General features: G+C 70.2%; 19 protein-coding genes. 9 read left to right on the top strand and 10 right to left on the bottom strand.

Annotated features, from left to right (window positions below; genetic code table 11):
• Nucleotides 1-96: 96 nt before the first annotated feature.
• The 3 genes from ACTJJ4_RS05855 (at nt 97) to ACTJJ4_RS05845 (ending at nt 3299) form a co-directional block, all read left to right on the top strand.
• Complete coding sequence (locus ACTJJ4_RS05855; RefSeq protein WP_440942412.1) at nt 97-1350, top strand: amino acid deaminase/aldolase; 1254 nt, start codon at nt 97-99, stop codon at nt 1348-1350.
• Nucleotides 1347-2660, top strand: coding sequence for a D-arabinono-1,4-lactone oxidase (locus ACTJJ4_RS05850; protein WP_440942411.1), 1314 nt, complete (start codon nt 1347-1349; stop codon nt 2658-2660). The genes ACTJJ4_RS05855 and ACTJJ4_RS05850 overlap by 4 nt, the downstream gene beginning before the upstream one ends.
• Before the next feature lie 72 nt (nt 2661-2732).
• Complete coding sequence (locus tag ACTJJ4_RS05845) at nt 2733-3299, top strand: LemA family protein (protein ID WP_292701378.1); 567 nt, start codon at nt 2733-2735, stop codon at nt 3297-3299.
• Nucleotides 3300-3330: 31 nt separating this feature from the next.
• Here the strand turns inward: ACTJJ4_RS05845 and ACTJJ4_RS05840 are convergent, their stop codons facing one another.
• Complete coding sequence (locus ACTJJ4_RS05840) at nt 3331-4590, bottom strand: winged helix-turn-helix domain-containing protein (protein ID WP_440942410.1); 1260 nt, start codon at nt 4588-4590, stop codon at nt 3331-3333.
• A gap of 68 nt (nt 4591-4658) precedes the next feature.
• Here ACTJJ4_RS05840 and ACTJJ4_RS05835 point away from each other — a divergent pair, with 68 nt between their 5' ends.
• Both ACTJJ4_RS05835 and ilvA read left to right on the top strand, forming a co-directional pair.
• Entirely contained in the window at nt 4659-5855 is a 1197-nt protein-coding gene (locus tag ACTJJ4_RS05835; RefSeq protein ID WP_440942409.1) for an AI-2E family transporter, read from the top strand.
• Nucleotides 5852-7081: a threonine ammonia-lyase gene (gene ilvA / locus ACTJJ4_RS05830; RefSeq protein ID WP_440942408.1), complete on the top strand. Its 1230-nt coding sequence runs from the start codon at nt 5852-5854 to the stop codon at nt 7079-7081. Before ACTJJ4_RS05835 ends, ilvA begins: the two co-directional genes overlap by 4 nt.
• Nucleotides 7082-7162: 81 nt before the next feature.
• Here ilvA and greA read toward each other — a convergent pair whose 3' ends face one another.
• Together greA and ACTJJ4_RS05820 are read right to left on the bottom strand one after the other, a co-directional pair.
• Nucleotides 7163-7651: a transcription elongation factor GreA gene (gene greA / locus ACTJJ4_RS05825; RefSeq protein ID WP_292701391.1), complete on the bottom strand. Its 489-nt coding sequence runs from the start codon at nt 7649-7651 to the stop codon at nt 7163-7165.
• 122 nt (nt 7652-7773) lie between these two features.
• The gene (locus tag ACTJJ4_RS05820) at nt 7774-8160 is read right to left on the bottom strand and encodes a DUF4307 domain-containing protein (RefSeq protein ID WP_440942407.1); all 387 of its coding nucleotides are present in this window, start codon (nt 8158-8160) and stop codon (nt 7774-7776) included.
• Nucleotides 8161-8256: 96 nt separating this feature from the next.
• On the opposite strand from ACTJJ4_RS05820, the gene ACTJJ4_RS05815 reads away from it, so the two are divergent.
• Complete coding sequence (locus tag ACTJJ4_RS05815; RefSeq protein WP_292701396.1) at nt 8257-8550, top strand: hypothetical protein; 294 nt, start codon at nt 8257-8259, stop codon at nt 8548-8550.
• Nucleotides 8551-8557: 7 nt separating this feature from the next.
• On the opposite strand, the gene ACTJJ4_RS05810 is transcribed toward ACTJJ4_RS05815, so the two are convergent.
• Nucleotides 8558-9031, bottom strand: a complete 474-nt coding sequence (locus tag ACTJJ4_RS05810; protein WP_285634109.1) for an S-ribosylhomocysteine lyase — start codon at nt 9029-9031, stop codon at nt 8558-8560.
• Between the two features lie 74 nt (nt 9032-9105).
• Nucleotides 9106-9840, bottom strand: a complete 735-nt coding sequence (gene trhA, locus ACTJJ4_RS05805; protein WP_440942406.1) for a PAQR family membrane homeostasis protein TrhA — start codon at nt 9838-9840, stop codon at nt 9106-9108.
• An 89-nt stretch (nt 9841-9929) separates the two neighbouring features.
• On the opposite strand from trhA, the gene ACTJJ4_RS05800 reads away from it, so the two are divergent.
• The 3 genes from ACTJJ4_RS05800 (at nt 9930) to ACTJJ4_RS05790 (ending at nt 13412) form a co-directional block, all read left to right on the top strand.
• A complete protein-coding gene (locus ACTJJ4_RS05800; RefSeq protein ID WP_440942405.1) occupies nt 9930-10712 on the top strand; it encodes an isoprenyl transferase in 783 nt (260 codons plus the stop codon).
• A 44-nt stretch (nt 10713-10756) separates the two neighbouring features.
• The gene (locus tag ACTJJ4_RS05795) at nt 10757-11887 is read left to right on the top strand and encodes an aminotransferase class V-fold PLP-dependent enzyme (protein WP_440942404.1); all 1131 of its coding nucleotides are present in this window, start codon (nt 10757-10759) and stop codon (nt 11885-11887) included.
• Between the two features lie 217 nt (nt 11888-12104).
• Complete coding sequence (locus tag ACTJJ4_RS05790) at nt 12105-13412, top strand: PhoH family protein (RefSeq protein ID WP_292702174.1); 1308 nt, start codon at nt 12105-12107, stop codon at nt 13410-13412.
• A gap of 121 nt (nt 13413-13533) precedes the next feature.
• On the opposite strand, the gene ACTJJ4_RS05785 is transcribed toward ACTJJ4_RS05790, so the two are convergent.
• The 5 genes from ACTJJ4_RS05785 to ACTJJ4_RS05765 all read right to left on the bottom strand — a co-directional run bounded on the left by ACTJJ4_RS05785 (nt 13534) and on the right by ACTJJ4_RS05765 (nt 17481).
• The gene (locus ACTJJ4_RS05785) at nt 13534-14394 is read right to left on the bottom strand and encodes a DUF559 domain-containing protein (protein WP_440942403.1); all 861 of its coding nucleotides are present in this window, start codon (nt 14392-14394) and stop codon (nt 13534-13536) included.
• Nucleotides 14395-14520: 126 nt separating this feature from the next.
• The gene (locus ACTJJ4_RS05780; protein ID WP_440942402.1) at nt 14521-15939 is read right to left on the bottom strand and encodes a class II fumarate hydratase; all 1419 of its coding nucleotides are present in this window, start codon (nt 15937-15939) and stop codon (nt 14521-14523) included.
• The gene (locus ACTJJ4_RS05775; protein WP_440942401.1) at nt 15936-16607 is read right to left on the bottom strand and encodes a carbonic anhydrase; all 672 of its coding nucleotides are present in this window, start codon (nt 16605-16607) and stop codon (nt 15936-15938) included. The genes ACTJJ4_RS05780 and ACTJJ4_RS05775 overlap by 4 nt, the downstream gene beginning before the upstream one ends.
• Nucleotides 16604-17245 carry a DUF4245 family protein gene (locus ACTJJ4_RS05770; protein WP_440942400.1) on the bottom strand — a complete coding sequence of 214 codons (642 nt, stop codon included), beginning with the start codon at nt 17243-17245 and terminating at the stop codon, nt 16604-16606. Before ACTJJ4_RS05770 ends, ACTJJ4_RS05775 begins: the two co-directional genes overlap by 4 nt.
• Entirely contained in the window at nt 17242-17481 is a 240-nt protein-coding gene (locus tag ACTJJ4_RS05765; RefSeq protein ID WP_285634092.1) for an exodeoxyribonuclease VII small subunit, read from the bottom strand. Before ACTJJ4_RS05765 ends, ACTJJ4_RS05770 begins: the two co-directional genes overlap by 4 nt.
• Nucleotides 17482-17565 lie beyond the last annotated feature (84 nt).

Here is a 17565-nt window from a genome sequence, read left to right as displayed (position 1 = left end):
GCAAGCCTAGCCGCGCCCGTGCACGGAGCGGGATCAGTATTGAACCGGGTGTCAACAATGCTGATTCCGGGTTCCGGAACGTCGTAGGGTGGGGGAGTGCTCGACCTCACCGCCGAACTGAGCCCCACCGCCGACGAGGGCCGCGCGGCCCGCGACCTCGCCTGGCAGGATCCCGCGCGCTACTGGAGCGGCCTCACCGAGGCCACAGCGCACCTTCCCGCGCCCGTCGCGGTGATCGAGCGAGATGCGCTCAGGCACAACGCGATGGACCTGCTGGTGCGCGCCGGAGGCATCCCCATCCGCGTCGCCACCAAGTCGGTGCGGGTGCGCTCCGTGCTGGACGCCGTGCTCGCGATCCCGGGATTCCGGGGCATCCTGTCCTTCACTCTCGCCGAGGCGCTCTGGCTCGCCGAGGATCACGACGACGTCGTGCTCGGCTACCCGACGGTGGATCGCGCCGGGCTGGCGACGCTGCTCTCCGACGAGAGACTCGCGTCGCGCATCACCCTGATGATCGACGACCTCGCGCACCTCGACCTGATCGACTCCATCGCGGCGCCCGGGAGGCGCCCGGAGGTGCGCGTCGCGATCGACGTCGACGCCTCGTTCAAGGCCCCGGGACTCGGCCACCTCGGGGTCCGGCGCTCGCCGCTGTTCACCGCGGCGGATGTGGCGGGCTTCGCCCGCGAGGTCGTGCGGCGGCCCGGTTTCCGCCTGGTCGGACTGCAGATGTACGAGGCGCAGATCGCGGGTCAGGGGGATGCGGCCGGCCCCGACGCGCCCGTGATCAGGGCCATGCAGTCCCGCTCGCGGGCTGAGCTGCGTCGCCGTCGCGCGGAGATCGCGGATGCCATGCTCGGCGTCGCCCCGCTCGAGTTCCTCAACGGCGGCGGCACCGGATCCCTGGAGTTCACCGGCAGTGACGAGTCCTTGACCGAGGCGACCGCCGGGAGCGGGCTGCTCGCCGGCCGGCTGTTCGACGGCTACCGCTCCTTCCGACCTGCGCCGGCCACGGGCTTCGCGTTCGACGTGGTGCGCAGACCCGCCCCGGACATCGCCACCGTCCTCGGCGGCGGATGGATCGCCTCCGGACCCGCGGTGGAGTCCCGCCAACCGGAACCCGTCTGGCCGCCGCGCCTGCGCACGCTGCCGCGCGAAGCCGCGGGAGAGGTGCAGACCCCGCTCCAGGGCGAAGCGGCGCGCGAGCTGAAGATCGGCGACCGGGTCTGGTTCCGGCACGCCAAGAGCGGCGAACCCGCCGAGCGGATCCTGAGCTACCACCTCGTCGCCGGCGGCTCCGTCGTCGACGAACTGCCCACCTATCGCGGTGAGGGGAAGGCCTTCCTATGACGCGTCCCGGCGGAACCTGGCAGAACTGGGGGCGCTCCGCATCCGTGCGCCCCGTGCGGGTGGAACGCCCGCGCTCGCCCGAGGGCGTGCAGCGCGCGGTGAAGGCCGCGGCGTCCCAGGGCCTCACGGTCAAGGCGGTCGGCGCCGGCCACAGCTTCACCGGCATCGCGGTCGCACCCGGTGTGCTGCTGGAGCTGGACGACATGCAGGGCCTCGTCTCGGCGGATGCGGCCACAGGACGCGTCACGCTGCTCGCGGGCACCCGGCTGCACCGCATCCCGTCGCTGCTGCGCCCCTACGGCCTCGCCATGGAGAACCTCGGAGACATCGACCGGCAGTCCATCGCCGGCGCGATCTCCACCGGCACGCACGGCACAGGCACGGAATTCGGCGGGATCGCCACGCAGGTGCGCGGCCTGACCCTCATCACGGCCGACGGAGAGTTCCTGCGCATCGACGAGACCCACGACAAGGAACTGCTGCCCGGGGCCGTCGTCGGCCTCGGGGCGCTCGGCGTGGTCGTCGAGGTGACCCTGCAGTGCGTGCCCGCGTTCGTGCTGCACGCCGTCGACGCCCCCGCCCCGCTCGACGAGACGCTCGAGACCGTGCACCAGCAGGCCGCCGCGGCCGACCACCTCGAGTTCTACTGGCATCCGCACACCGACGTGGCGCTGAAGAAGACGCAGACACGACTGCCGGAGTCCGCGAAGCGGAATCCGATCCCGCCGATGCAGCACTGGCTCGACGAGACCGTGCTGACCAACGGCGTCTTCGGCGCGTTCTGCGCGGTCAGCCGCGCCGTCCCGGCGATCATCCCGCCGTTCAACCGGCTCGCAGTCAGGCTCACCGGCGACGGCGAGTACTCCGACGAGTCGCACAGCGTGCTCATCCACCACCGCAACGTGCGATTCCGCGAGATGGAGTACGCGATCCCCGCCGAGGACCTCGTGCCCGCCTTCGAGGAGGTGCGGGCACTCGTCGCCGCCCGCGGCTGGCGGATCGAGTTCCCCGTGGAGGTGCGCTTCGCGGCATCCGACGATCTGTGGATGTCCACCGCCTCGGGGCGCGACAGCGCGTACATCGCCGTGCACCGCTACTGGCGCACCGATCCGCGCCCCTACTTCGACGCGGTCGAGCAGATCATGCTCCGGCACGGCGGACGCCCGCACTGGGGCAAGCTGCACAGCCTGGATGCCGAGCAGCTGCGGGAGCGGTATCCGCGCTTCGACGACTTCATCGCCCTGCGCGACCGCCTCGACCCGAAGCGCGTGTTCGGCAACAGGCATCTCGAGCGCATTCTCGGAGCCTGAGAACCGCCTGTCGTCCAGCCGATGCGCAGTGTCGCGCACATAGGATGGATCAAGATCCAAGAGGGGGCATCCATGGAATGGCTGTGGCCGGTACTGATCGTCGTGGGCATCGTCGTGCTCATCGGGATTTATCTGTGGTCGACCTACAACTCGCTCGTGCAGCTGAACGTGCGCGTGGACGAGGCGTGGAGCGGCATCACCGTGCAGCTCAAGCGCCGAGCCGACCTGATCCCGAACCTCATCGAGACCGTGCGCGGCTACGCCGCCCATGAGAAGTCCGTGTTCGAGGGCGTCACCCGGGCACGTGCCGAGACGCTCTCCGCGACGGGCCCCGCTGAGGCGGGAGTCGCCGAGGGGCACCTCCAGCAGGCGCTGCGCAGCCTGTTCGCGGTTGCCGAGGCCTACCCGCAGCTTCAGGCCAGCCAGAACTACCTGCAGCTGCAGCACTCGCTGGTCGACACCGAGGACAAGATCCAGGCGGCCCGTCGCTTCTACAACGGCGGCGTGCGCGAGCTGAACACCAAGATCAAGGTGTTCCCCAACAACATGTTCGCCCGCGGCCTCGGCTTCACCGAGCGCGAGTTCTTCGAGGTCGCCGACGGCAACGCGATCTCGGAACCGCCCCGCGTGCAGTTCTGACGGAAAAGGCCCCGCTCCGGCGGGGCCTTTCTCATTCCCTCGGGTGGGCGTGGCGGTCGAGGGGCGCCTCGCCGCCGTGCAGCGCCCGCGCAACGGCATCCGTCGCGTCACCCCACCCCGACACGCTGATGCGCTCCAGGCCCTGCCAGGCGGCCGCTCTGACGAGCTCCTCGGCGATCCGCGGGGCGTCGGTCTCCGGCCGCGCCTGCGGCTCCCACCACGCCGACTGCACGCGCAGCACGGATGCCGCACGATCCGCCTTCAGGTCGGTGCGCGCGACGATCCTGTCGCCGACCAGCACAGGCAGCGAGTAGTACCCGTAGCGCCGCTTGTGCGCGGGGACGTAGATCTCGATCCGATAGTCGAAGTCGAACACGCGCAGGGCACGGTCACGGAACCACACCACCGGGTCGAACGGCGTCAGCAGAGCCGCGCGGTCGATGCGGCGGGGGAGCGCGGCGTCGCGGTGCCGCCAGGCGGACACCGCCCTCCCGCCGCGATCCCAGCCCCGCACGGCCACCGGCTCCAGCTCGCCGGCATCGACGAGGTCCGCGACCGCCACGCGGACGGCGGACTGGTCCCGGAACCGGTAGTAGTCGTTCAGGTCGGCGACCGTCGAGACCCCGTAGGAGCGCGCGGCGCGGCGCACCAGTTCCCGCACGGCGTCCTGCTCGGCCACCGGGGCCGCCAGCACGTTCGCGGGCACGATCTGCTCGGCCAGGCCGTAGCGCCGCTCGAACCCGATCCGTCCGGCGATCGCCACCTCGCCACAGCGCCAGAGGTGCTCGAGAGCCGACTTCGCGGCATCCCAGTCCCACCAGGGCCCGCGCTCGCGCGGCGCATCGTCGCGCAGATCCGCCGGCCGCAGCGGCCCCCGATCGCGCAGCTCGGCCCGCACCCAGTCGAGCGTGCGGGCGTTCGCGCTCATCCAGCTGTCCGGTCGGGATGCCCGGTCGCGCCAGGCCCGCATCCGGAAGTCCCAGAGAGCCCAGTCCTCGACGGGCATGAAGGCGGCCTCGTGCGCGAGGTACTCGACGTAGTGCGTCGTGCGGGAGAGGAACGACCGATCGAGCAGCGCCGTGTCGTAGGAGCCCAGCCGCGAGAACATCGGCATGTAGTGCGAGCGCGCGAACACGTTCACGGAGTCGATCTGCAGCACGCCCAGGCGATCCATGGCCCGGTGCAGGTGGCGGGATGCCACGGCATCCGGCATGCGTCGGGAGAAGCCCTGCGCGGCGAGGGTGATCCGGCGCGCCTCTCCGGCGCTGAGGGAGGTGGTCGTCGACGTCACCCGTTCAGGCTATCCGGGCCCTCCGACACGGAGCGGGCGCTCCCGGGGAGCGTACGTAGAATTGCACAATGAGCGACAACCCCACACCGAGGTTCCGCAATCCGTTCCGCCACTATCCGCCGGTGATCGACCGCACGGTGACCACCGAGACGGACGAGGCCGTGCCCAGACCGCTGCGGGTGACCGCCGCGTATGCGTGGCGCCTGCTCGTCATCGCGGGGGCCATCGCCCTGTTCATCTGGCTGGTGATGCTGCTCAAGGCGCTCGTCATCCCGCTGATGGTCGGGATCCTGATCACGGCCCTCCTCTGGCCGGCGTTCCAGCTCATGCTCCACGCACGGTTCCCGCGCTGGCTGGCCATCGTCGTCAGCCTGGTCGGAACCATCGGCATCGTCGCGGGTCTGCTGTGGCTGGTCATCTGGCAGGTGCGGGATCAGCTGCCGGATGTGCAGGCGAAGACGAAGCTCGCCGTCGATCAGCTGCGGACGCTGCTGCTGGAGAGCCCGTTCCATCTCACCGCGACCGACATCGACGGATACATCAAGCAGCTGCAGAAGCTGCTCACGGACCAGCAGGACTGGATCTGGAGCACGGCGGGCGCGGTCACCGGAACCGCGGCCGAGGTGCTCACCGGGGCGGTGCTGTCGCTGTTCATCCTGATCTGCCTGCTGGCCGACGGCGGCGGGATCTGGAAGTGGACGCTGCGACTCTTCCCGCGCAAGGCGCGGCCGGCGGCGGATGCCGCGGCCCGCAACGGCTGGGACACGGTCATCAACTACGCGCGGACCCAGATGCTGGTCGCCGGGATCGACGCGGTGGGCATCGGCGTCGGCGCCGCGCTTCTCGGGGTGCCCATGGCCATCCCGGTCGCAGTGCTGGTGTTCCTCGGCTCGTTCGTCCCGATCGTCGGCGCCGTCGTCACGGGTGCGGTCGCGGTGTTCCTCGCGCTGGTCTACAACGGGATCTGGATCGCCATCGCGATGCTCGGCGTCGTGCTGCTGGTTCAGCAGCTCGAGGGACACATCCTGCAGCCCATCCTGATGGGCTCGGCCGTCAAGGTGCACCCCCTGGCGGTGGTGCTGGTCGTCGCGGGCGGCGCGATGATCGCGCGCATCCCCGGCGCCCTGTTCGCCGTCCCGCTGGCGGCCTTCATCAACGTGGCGGCGGTGACCATCAGCACCGGCGCCTGGCGCACGGGTGAGGAGCCCGCCGCCGATCTCATCTGGAGCACAGTCCCGCGTGAGCGGGCGAGGAGGAATCGATGACCGCAGTCCCGAGCCTGGCGGAGTTCTCAGCCGCAGCCGAGAGCCTGTCCGAGGTGATCTCGCACACGCCGACCGAGCTGTCGCGCGCGCTCAGCGACATCGTCGGGGCGCCGGTGCTGCTGAAGATGGAGAACCTGCAGCGCACGGGCTCGTTCAAGATCCGCGGGGCGACGTACCGTCTCGCCCAGCTCACGGCAGAGGAGCGCTCGCGCGGCGTGGTCGCCGCGTCCGCCGGCAACCACGCGCAGGGTGTGGCACTCGCGGCGCAGTCCCTCGGGATCCCCGCGACGATCTTCATGCCGCTGGGCGTGCCGGTGCCGAAGCTGCTGGCGACACGCGGCTACGGCGCCGAGGTGGTGCTGGAGGGCGAGACGGTGGCCACCTCGCTGCGCCTCGCGGCCGAGTTCGCCGAGCGCACCGGGGCCGTGCTGATCCCGCCGTTCAACCACCGCGACGTGATCATCGGCCAGGGCACCCTCGGGCTCGAGATCTTCCAGGACGTCCCTGACGTCGACACCGTGATCATGGGCATCGGCGGCGGCGGGCTCATCGCCGGCGTCGCCGCCGCCATCAAGCAGGCGGCCGCGGAGGCCGGCCGCACGGTGCGGGTCATCGGCGTGCAGGCCGAGAACGCCGCCGCCGTGCCGCCGTCGCTGCAGGCGGGGGAGCCGGTCGAGATCACCACGCACCCCACGATCGCCGACGGCATCCTCGTCGCCCGACCCGGCGACATCCCCTTCGAGATCATCCAGGAGCTCGTGGACGAGGTCGTCACGGTCACCGAGGACGACATCGCCCGGGCGCTCCTCGTGCTGCTCGAGCACGCCAAGGTCGTCGTCGAGCCGGCCGGAGCTGTCGGCGTCGCCGCCATCCTCGCGGGAAAGGTCAGAGGCACCGGCAAGACGGTCCCGATCCTCTCCGGCGGCAACATCGACCCGATGCTGCTGCAGCGCGTGGTCTCGCACGGACTCGCCGCCTCCGGCCGCTATGCGACCGTGCGCATCCCGTTGCCCGACCGTCCGGGCCAGCTCGCGAAGGTCTCCGAGATCCTCGCGCAGGTCGGCGCGAACGTCATGGAGGTGCTGCACACCCGGCACGGCCACGGCCTTCAGATCAGCGAGATGATCCTGCAGCTCTCGATCGAGACGCGCGGTCCCGAGCACACCCAGCTCGCCCTGGACACGCTGCGTGCGGCGGGATTCGAGCCGGAGATCGTGGCGGACTGATCCGCGCCTTCTCGCACTCCGAGACGCAGAAGGCGGGATGCCCCTCAGGGACATCCCGCCTTCTGCCGTGCCGGGTCGTGGTCAGCCGGTGTAGGTCTCCACTCCGGTGATCTCGACCGAGATCGCGCGGCCGTTGGGAGCCTCGTAGCTGGTCTTCTCGCCGATCTTCAGGCCGAGGATGGCCTGTCCGAGCGGGCTGGCCTCGCTGTAGACGTCCATGTCGGCGCCCACGGCGATCTCGCGGCTGCCGAGCAGGAACACCTCTTCGCCACCCGCGACGATCGCGGTGACGACGGTGCCGGGCTCGACGATGCCGCGGCTGGTCGGGGCCTCGCCGACCTTCGCGGTCTTCAGCAGCTGCTGGAGCGTGACGATGCGCGCCTCCTGCTTGCCCTGCTCGTCCTTGGCGGCGTGGTAGCCGCCGTTCTCCTTGAGGTCGCCCTCTTCACGGGCGGCCTCGATGCGGGCGGCGATCTCCTCGCGACCGGTGGTCGAGAGGCGTTCGAGCTCTTCGGCGAGCCGGTCGTAGGCCTCCTGCGTGAGGAACGGTACCTGAGCGTCTGTGGACACAGCGTGCTCCTTCGGTGCGGGCCCCTTCAGGGGCTGAGGATTCCGAACCGTCTGCTGCGGCTCGGCGGATATGCCAAGACGCCCCGGCGTGGGCCGGGGCGTCGGTCGTCTTGCGGACGAGTCTAAGCGACCCAGCAGGACTTCACCAAACCGGTCGTCGCAGCCGCGACGGTCGGGATGCGCACGTCCAGCGCCGAGGTGTGCTTCTGCGAGGCCGGGATCTCGAGCACCTTCCAGCCCACGATGCCGAACTCCTCGTCGAGGGCCTGCACCACGCACACGACGTCGGCGCCGCGCGGCGCGGTGTACTGGAAGCGGACGTCCACGCTGTGATCGTCGTTGAGCGTGAAGCCCATGTCGTCGGCGCTCACGGTGCTCATCTCGTTCACCACGGTCATCCAGCCGAACGCGCCCACGAGCAGCGCCGCGACGGCGCCGCCGATGATCCAGGGCAGCCGTCGGCGACCGGTGCGACCATAGCGCTCATCGAGCTCGCGTGCGGTGGTCACGGGTCTCCTGATCCTTGGTGGAGGGACGGGCCGTTCCGCATCGGCGGATAGGCTGGTACTCCCAGGTTATTCGACCTGAGGATGAAAGGCGCACCCATGATCCTGTTCGGCGACACCACCCCCATGCCGACGCCGACCTCGACCGTCCCGCCCGAGGTGGTGACCCCGGGTTTCGCCGGCTTCGCCGTCGTGATCGTGGTCGTCGCGGCCGTCATCCTGCTGATCTGGGACATGAACCGCCGCATCCGCCGGGTCCGCTACCGCGAAGAGGTGCGGGATGAACTGGATGCCGAGCTCGCCGCGGCATCCGAAGGTCCCCTCGTCGCGGATGCGCCCGCCGAGACGGACGCACCGACCGAGCCCGACGACGACGGCGGCGCGAAGCGCTGATCCGGGCTCAGACTCCGACGCGCTGGAAGGCGTCCTGGCTGATCCCCTGATCCAGGATCCGCTTCGCCCACTCCTTGGCGGAGTGCAGGCTGTGGTCCCGGTAGTTGCCGCACTCCACCGCCGAGACGCCGGGCACGTCGCTCCACTGCGCGGGGCCCGCGATGAACTCCAGGCCCGCGCGGACCGCCGCGACGACGTCGACCACTGCCGGCTCGCCCCACATGATCAGGTGGAAGCCGGTGCGGCATCCGAACGGCGAGAAGTCGATCACGCCGTCGATCTCGTCGCGCAGCACGCTCGCCATGGTGTGCTCGATGGTGTGCAGGCCCGCGGTGGGGATCTCGCCCTCGTTGGGCTGCACGAAGCGCACGTCGAAGTTCGAGATGGCGTCGCCCTTCGGGCCGCGCTCGACGCCGATCAGGCGCACGTAGGGCGCCTGCACGGCGGTGTGGTCCAGGGTGAAGCTCTCGACGTCGGCCATGGTGATCCTCCAGATCGTTCAGCTGTCAGGATGCCACGCCGCACCGCAGGCGCGGCAGCGGATGACGCCCGGTGTCAGCCGGCGAGCCCCAGCGATGGCGCGTGCGGCGCCAGTGAGATGAGCAGGCAGGCCGTCCAATGGCACAGGAACGCCAGCACGGTGCAGACGTGGAAGATCTCATGGAAGCCGAAGTGGCCGGGCCACAGGTTGGGCTTCTTCATCGCGTAGATCACCGCGCCGATCGTGTACAGCACGCCGCCCACGCAGACCAGCACCATCATGGCGACGTTGGCCTGCACCAGGTCGACCATGTACATCACCGCGGCCCAGCCGAGTGCGAGGTACAGCGCGACGTACAGCCAGCGCGGCGCATTGATCCAGAAGACGCGGAACAGGATGCCCAGGATCGCGCCGCTCCACACGACGATCAGCAGCAGCGTGCCCTTGCCGGGCTCCAGCGCCAGCACCGCCAACGGTGTGTACGTGCCCGCGATCAGCAGCAGGATGTTCGCGTGGTCGATGCGCTTGAGCACCATCTTGGTCTTCGGACCCCAGTTGAAGCGGTGGTACAGCGCGGAGTTGCCGAACAGCAGCAGCGAGGTGGCCATGAACACCGCGGCGGCCCATTTGCCCGGGGTGCCGTGCGCGAGCACGATGAGGACGATGCCCGCCGCGATCGCGACGGGGAATGTGCCCGCGTGGATCCATCCCCGCCAGCTCGGTTTGATCTCGACGGCGGCGTCCTTCGCCGCGGCGTCGAGAAGCGGGAGCTGGGGGACATCGGGACTGCCTGCGGCTCGGGTGCTCACGTGCTCACTCTAGGCGCGGCCGCATTCCGTGCGCCGTACATATCCTGCGCACTCCGGTGCCTCCCGGCCTGTGGAGGTAGCGTAGGGATGTGAGTGCACGCGAGAGCTCGGGGCGGGGACCCCTCTATCGGCTCTACGGGAACCGTCTTCGACGTCGGATCGACCCGGCGACCGTGCCGCACCACGTGGCGATGATGATCGACGGCAACCGGCGCTGGGCCCGTCAGCTCGGCTACGAGTCGGCGGCCGACGGCCACCGCGCGGGTGCGGCGAAGATGCGGGAGTTCCTCGGCTGGTGCGACGAGCTGGGCGTGGACGTGGTCTCGCTCTACCTGCTGTCGGCCGACAACCTGACCAAGCGGGATTCGAAGGAGATCGGCGACCTCATCGAGATCATCGCCGAACTCGCGGACACCCTGTCGAAGCACGGCGACTGGAGAGTGCAGCACGTCGGCAGGGCCGACATCCTGCCGCCGGAGCTGGCGCGCGTGCTCGCGGATGCCGAGGAGCGCACCCGCGACCACACCGGGCTGCACGTGAACCTCGCGGTCGGCTACGGCGGCCGCAACGAGATCGTGGACGCGGTGCGCAGCATCATCGGCAAGCACAACGCCTCCGGCGGCACGCTGGAGGATCTCGCGGCCCAGCTCACCCCCGAGATGATCGGCGAGCACCTGTACACCGGCGGCCAGCCCGACCCCGACCTGGTGATCCGCACCAGCGGCGAGCAGCGCCTCAGCGACTTCCTGCTCTGGCAGAGCGCCCACAGCGAGTTCTACTTCGTCGAGGCGCTCGGTCCTGACCTCCGGCGGGTCGACTTCCTGCGCGCCATCCGAGACTTCGCCGACCGCGACCGCCGCTTCGGACGCTGACGGGTCGCCGCGCCGACCTCGGCTGGATGCGCGAGACTGGACGGATGAGCGCTCTGGATGACTACGTCGCGTCGTTCGCGGGGGAGACCGGCTACCTGAACTGGGCGGCGTTCGGCCCGCTCGCGCCGGCGGTCCGTTCTGCGATGCACGATGCGGTCGAGGTGATGGGCGGATACTCTCCGCGAGAGCACGCGTCCGTCACCGCCCGCACCGGGCGCGCCGTCGCCGGCATCGCGGAGATGCTCGGCGCGAAGCGGTCGGAGGTCGTGCTGCGTCCGAGCTCGACGGATGCCCTGCAGCACGCCCTGTACGGGCTCAGCGGCGCGGTGATCGCGGGATCCGGCGAGTTCCCCAGCATCAGCCTCACGCTGCAGCGCGCCGCCGACGCGTCGTCCGGTGCGCTCGAGCCGCGCTGGATCGACCCGGCTGACGGGCGGGTCACGACGGATGCCGTGGCGGCCGCGCTCGACGACGATGTGGCGGCGGTCGCGGTCAGCCACGTCGACTACCGCACCGGCTATCGCGCGGATCTGACGGCGCTGCGAGAGCTCATCGGCCCCGATCGGCTGCTAATCGTGGACGCAGTGCAGTCGTTCGGCGTCGTCGACGAGGACTGGAGCGCCGCCGACGTGGTGGCGGGCCACGGGTACAAGTGGCTGCGGTCGGGGCGCGGCACCGGCTTCGCGCGCTTCTCCGACCGCGCCGTGGAGCGGCTCCGTCCCGTGCTCAGCGGGATCACCGGCATCGACGCCGACGGCCCCTTCTCCGGGGCGGTGCCCCCGCCGGCATCCGCTGCCCGTGCCTTCAGCGCCAGCGTGCCCGATCACCTGGCCGCGGTGCGGCTCGCGGCCGCGCTGGACGAGATGCGCGAAGTGGGCGTCGCAGCGATCGCGACGACCGTGCAGCGCAACGTCGACGAGATCCTCGCGATCGCGGAGCGTCACGGCATCCGGTCGGCGACACCGGCCAATCCCGCGCGGCGCGCGGGGATCGTCTCTCTCGTCCCCGACGATGCGGAGGGGCTGGGCCGCGCCCTCGGCGACGCCGGGCTGGCCGTCACCGTCCGCGGCGGGGCCGTGCGCGTCGCCGCGCACGCCGGCACCGGCGCCGAGACGCTGCGGATGCTGGACGACGCGCTCACGGCATCCGGAAACCGGACGTTCATCACCTCTTAACACGACACGCCCGCGCGTCTTTCGCGGCGTGCGACCGAGCGGGTCGTACCTTCGAGGCATCGGACACCGTGCCCGATCGAGTCGGCCTCCAGGATCGCGACTCGTGGCCCCTGGTCGACTCGCTGCAGAGCCGGGATCATCCCGGGTAGGGGAGTGGATCGTGACCACACGTTCAGCGCAGCAGCAGTCCACCCGCAAGGCCGTCGCAACCGGAGCCGTGTCACACGATGACACGGCTCTTCGCACATATGTGCTCGACACATCGGTGCTGCTCAGCGACCCGCAGGCCCTGTTCCGCTTCGCGGAGCACTCGATCGTCCTGCCGGTGGTGGTGATCTCGGAGCTCGAGGCCAAGCGCCACGACCCCGAGCTCGGCTACTTCGCGCGTCGCGCCCTGCGGCATCTCGACGAGCTTCGGGTCGAGCACGGGCGGCTGGACTTCCCGGTCGAGGTCGGCGAGGGGGGCACGCTGCGCGTCGAGCTCGGCACCGCCGACCTGTCGATCCTTCCCGCCGGCATCCGGCTGAGCGACAACGACAGCCGCATCCTCGCCACGGCCGCGCAGCTCGCGCAGGACGGGCAGGCCGTCACGATCGTCTCCAAGGACCTGCCGATGCGCGTCAAGGCGGCATCCCTCGGCCTGCAGGCCGAGGAGTACCTCGCCGAGCAGGCCATCGATTCGGGCTGGACCGGCATCGCGCCGCTCGACCTCTCCGGTGACGAGATGAGCGACCTCTACGAGAGCGAGGTCGGTCTCAGCGAGCAGGTGCGCGGGGTGCCGGTCAACACGGGCCTGATCATCCACTCCGAGCGCGGCTCGGCTCTCGGCCGGGTCACCGGCGACGGGGAGTACCGCCTGGTGCGCGGCGACCGCGAGGTGTTCGGACTGCACGGACGGTCGGCCGAGCAGCGCATCGCGATCGACCTGCTGCTCGACCCCGAGGTCGGGATCGTCTCGCTCGGCGGGCGAGCAGGCACCGGCAAGTCGGCGCTGGCGCTGTGCGCGGGCCTGGAGGCCGTGCTGGAGCGGCAGCAGCAGAAGAAGATCATCGTGTTCCGGCCGCTGTTCGCGGTCGGCGGCCAGGAGCTCGGCTATCTCCCCGGCGACCGCGAGGAGAAGATGAACCCGTGGGGTCAGGCGGTGTACGACACGCTCGGCTCCGTCGTCTCGGGGAACGTCCTCGACGAGGTCGTCGAGCGCGGGATGCTGGAGGTGCTGCCGCTCACGCACATCCGCGGCCGCTCGCTGCACGACGCGTTCGTGATCGTCGACGAGGCGCAGTCGCTGGAGCGTAACGTGCTGCTGACGGTGCTCAGCCGGATGGGGCAGAACTCACGTGTCATCCTCACGCACGACGTGGGGCAGCGCGACAACCTGCGGGTCGGGCGGCACGACGGCATCGCGAGCGTGATCGAGACGCTCAAGGGGCACGACCTGTTCGGGCATGTCACCCTCACCCGGTCGGAGCGCTCCGCGATCGCGGCGCTGGTCACGGAGCTGCTGGAGGGCGGGGAGCTCAGCTGACGGCCGCACGACCCGGGAACGGGTGCACGACGTCGTGCACATTTTTGGGGGCCGACACGCCACATTTCGGACGTCTTCGCTGGAAACGTCCGAAATCTGGCGTGTCGGCCCCCATTGTGTGTCAGGCATGACGTTGAGGTGCGAGTTGCCAGCGGTGCGGGAGGCGCGCGAGGGCGGCGAGGATCGCGGCCTGCACGGTCGGCCAGTCGTGAATGATCTGGGCGTAGTCGAAGTGCAGGGTCTCGTAGCCGAGAGCGGATGCGGCGGCATCGCGCACCAGATCCTTGTGACGCTTCGAGACGCCGTCGTGGTTCTCCTTGCCGTCCGCCTCGATGATCAGGCGACCGTCGATGACGAAGTCGACCCGGCCGACCCCGTCGATCGTCACCTGGGTGTCAAGACGGATGCCCAGTTGGTGCATCCGCAGCCGGAGCAGGGACTCCAATCCGCTGTCGGCATCCTCGCGGGCCAGATCGACCAGCCACCGCGCATGCTCCGGAAGGGCGGCGCGGATGCGGCTGCGTGAGGCATCCGAGATCAGTCGCAGTCTCAACGCTGATTCGAGCGAGGCGAAGAACGCCTCCTCGCCCTCGCAGCGATGCAGATGGATCAGCGCGGTCGCGACGTCGACCACGCCGAACGCGGATGCGCCTCGGAAGTAGTGGCTGACGCAGCGGCATCCGGCATGCTCGTACGCGCGTCCGCGGCGACCCATCCACACGTGCGGCGGCCCGGGCTCCGCCAGCACCCACACACCATGACGGCGCAGCGCCGCGGAGCAGGTCAGTGCCCCGCCATGGCGCGCGGCCGCGAGGTCGTCGGGATGAGCGGCGTCCGTCGCGAACAGTCCATCGCGGATTCGGTCGACCTCGCCGTCGCGCACCGCCCTGCTCAGCCGCCTCCGACTCACGCCGAACTCCTGAAGACGCGCCCCACGGGCGACGCCGCCCAGTCGGGTGATGAGAACCCGTGGATCGATCATCACGCCAGCATCCGGCATCCGCCCGTCGCGCCGACCGCGCAAACCCGGCATCCGTGCACAACCCGCCCGCCGACCCCGTTTGTGCAGGGAGACAGAATCGGCCCCCGAAGTGCGCCGAGGCGGGCGTCAGCCAGCGTGGGTCATGCTCAGCAGGTCGAGCTTCTGGTCGAGCACCTCGAGGGTGATCTCGCCGCGCTCGACGTAGCCCAGGTCGATCACGGCGTCGCGCACCGTGATGCCCTTGGCGACGGCGTGCTTGGCGATCTTGGCCGCCGCCTCGTAGCCGATGATCTTGTTCAGCGGGGTCACCGTCGACGGGCTCATGCCGGCCAGGGCCGCGGCGCGCTCGACGTTGGCCTGCAGGCCGTCGACGGTCTTGTCGGCCAGCACGCGGGTTGCGTTCGACAGCAGACGGATCGACTCGAGCAGGGCGGTGCCCATCACCGGGATGGCGACGTTCAGTTCGAAGGCGCCGGAGGCGCCGCCCCAGGCGATCGTGGCGTCGTTTCCGATCACGCGGGCGCACACCATGAGCACGGCCTCGGGGATGACCGGGTTGACCTTGCCCGGCATGATCGACGAACCCGGCTGCAGGTCGGGTAGGTGGATCTCGGCGAGGCCGGTGTTGGGGCCCGAGCCCATCCAGCGCAGGTCGTTGTTGATCTTGGTCAGCGACACGGCGATGGTGCGCAGGGCGCCGGATGCCTCGACCAGGCCGTCGCGGTTGGCCTGGGCCTCGAAGTGGTCCTTGGCCTCGGTGATGGGCAGCTCGGTCTCGGCGGCGAGCAGCTCGATGACCTTCTGCGGGAAGCCCAGCGGGGTGTTGATGCCGGTGCCGACGGCGGTGCCGCCGAGGGGGACCTCTGCGACGCGGGGGAGCGCGGCCTGCACGCGCTCGATGCCGAGGCGCATCTGGCGCGCGTAGCCGCCGAACTCCTGGCCGAGGGTGACCGGGGTGGCGTCCATCAGGTGGGTGCGGCCCGACTTGACGACGCTCTTCCAGGCATCCGCCTTCGCCTCGAAAGCGACGGCGAGGTGGTCGAGAGCCGGGATGAGGTCGTCGATCAGCGCCTGGGTGACGGCGACGTGCACCGAGGTCGGGAACACGTCGTTCGAGGACTGCGACGCGTTCACGTGGTCGTTCGGGTGCACCGCGGAGCCGAGGATGCGCGAGGCGAGCGTGGCGAGCACCTCGTTCATGTTCATGTTCGACGAGGTGCCGGAGCCGGTCTGGTACGTGTCGATCGGGAACTCGCCGTCGTGCGCACCGGTGGCCACCTCGTCGGCGGCCTGGGCGATCGCGTCGGCGATGGCGCCGTCGAGGGTGCCGAGGTCCTTGTTCGCGAGTGCGGCGGCCTTCTTGATGCGAGCCAGCGCGGCGATCTGCGCGGGCTCGAGGCCCTTGCCCGAGATCGGGAAGTTCTCGACGGCGCGCTGCGTCTGCGCGCTGTACAGCGCGTTCACGGGGACACGCACTTCACCCATGGTGTCGTGCTCGATGCGGTACTGCGTGCTTTCGCCGCTCTGCTGGTGGGTGTCAGTCACTTCTGCTCCTTCGAGAGTGAGGGGATGTCGGAGTCGGCGAGGCCGACCTGTGCGATGGGGACGGCGCTGCCGTCGGTCAGTCGGTACTTGGCGCCCACGATGGCCAGGCGGCCCTCGGCGACGGCGTCGCTGATGATCTCGGACGACTCCAGCAGGCCGAGGATGGTGCCGCGCAGGTGCTCGCGCCCGACCTCTTCGGGGTCGATGTCCTCGACGGTGGTGCCGCCGTTCTCCTTCAGCACGCGACGTGCGGCGGGGACGATCGGGGCGATGAGCTTCCAGATCTTCGGCGGGATCGGCTCGGCATCGATCGCCGTGCCGCGCACGGCGGCGGCGACCGCACCGCAGGAATCGTGAGCGAGCACGACCAGCAGCGGGACATCGAGCATCGCGACGGCGAACTCGATGCTCGCCACCGCCGAGTCCGTCACCATCTGGCCGGCGTTGCGGGTGGTGAACAGGTCGCCCAGACCGACATCGAAGAGGGTCTCGGCGGCGACGCGCGAGTCGGAGCAGCCCAGGAAGGTGGCGAACGGGTTCTGTCCGCCCGCGATCTCGGCCCGGCGGTGCGCGTCCTGGTTGGGGTGCTCCGAGATGCCTGCGACGAATCGCCTGTTGCCCTCGATCAGCTTCGTCCAGGCCTCAGCGGGGGTGAGTGTCGTGGTCATCCGGCCTCCTTCAGGTCGCTCAACTGCGAGGTGAGTGATTCAGCAAGCTTCTTGGTGGAGTCCGCGGAGCGGGAGCCGTAGAGCAGCACGTAGTCGCGGCCGGCCTGGGTGCCGAGCGCGTACGTGACGTTCGCCGTGCCGCGATCGCCCAGGTCGAACACATCCCAGGTCACGCCGTCGATCTGCTCGGTGCCGGTCGGGGCCATGCCTCCGGTGACCTGCGGCGCCCAGTTCACGTCGGCGTCGAAGGCCTGCGCGAGCTTGACGAAGCCGCGCTCGCGCTCGCCCGAGGGCGCGAGGGTGATGCTCCACACCTTGGTGGCGCCGCCTTCCAGCCCTGCGGCGTTCACACGCCAGAAGTCGCCCAGCTCGGGCACGATCACCGGGCGATCCGAGGTCGACGAGACGTCGGCCGCGATCTTGGCGACATCGATCGCCGGGCGCGCGGTGGGCTCGCCGCGCGGAACGGCGAACACGATCACCGCCACGACGGCGACGGTGATGATGAGCGCGGCGATGAGGTTGCGGAAGGTCTGGCTGGACCGGTAGACGCGGCTCGACTCCGACTTGCGGTCGGCGGTCTCCTGCGGAGTCTCGGGGCGGCCGAGCTCGGCGACGATCCCGGGCTTGCGGCTCATGCCTCTTCTCCGGCGGATGCCGCGTCGCGGGCGGCCTCGAGACGGCGCTTCGCTCCCAGCAGCCACTCCTCGCAGCGGGCGGCCAGCGCCTCACCGCGCTCCCAGAGGGCGAGGGAGTGCTCGAGCGTGGGGGATCCCTGTTCGAGTTCGGCGACGACGCGCACGAGTTCGTCGCGCGCAGCCTCGAACGACAGCGATTCGACGGGGGAGTCGTTGGACGCAGTCACGACATCCATCCTACCGGCGTGTCACGGACGCCCCGTCCGGGCGGGGCGGCGGCACAGATCGGGGGCCGACACGCCACATGACGGACGTTTCCC

Origin of the sequence: Microbacterium sp. 22195 (assembly GCF_052056515.1) — a bacterium.
Lineage (GTDB): Bacteria > Actinomycetota > Actinomycetes > Actinomycetales > Microbacteriaceae > Microbacterium.
The sequence above is the reverse complement of the archived record's forward strand: the minus strand, read 5'-3'. Positions and strand labels throughout refer to the sequence as shown.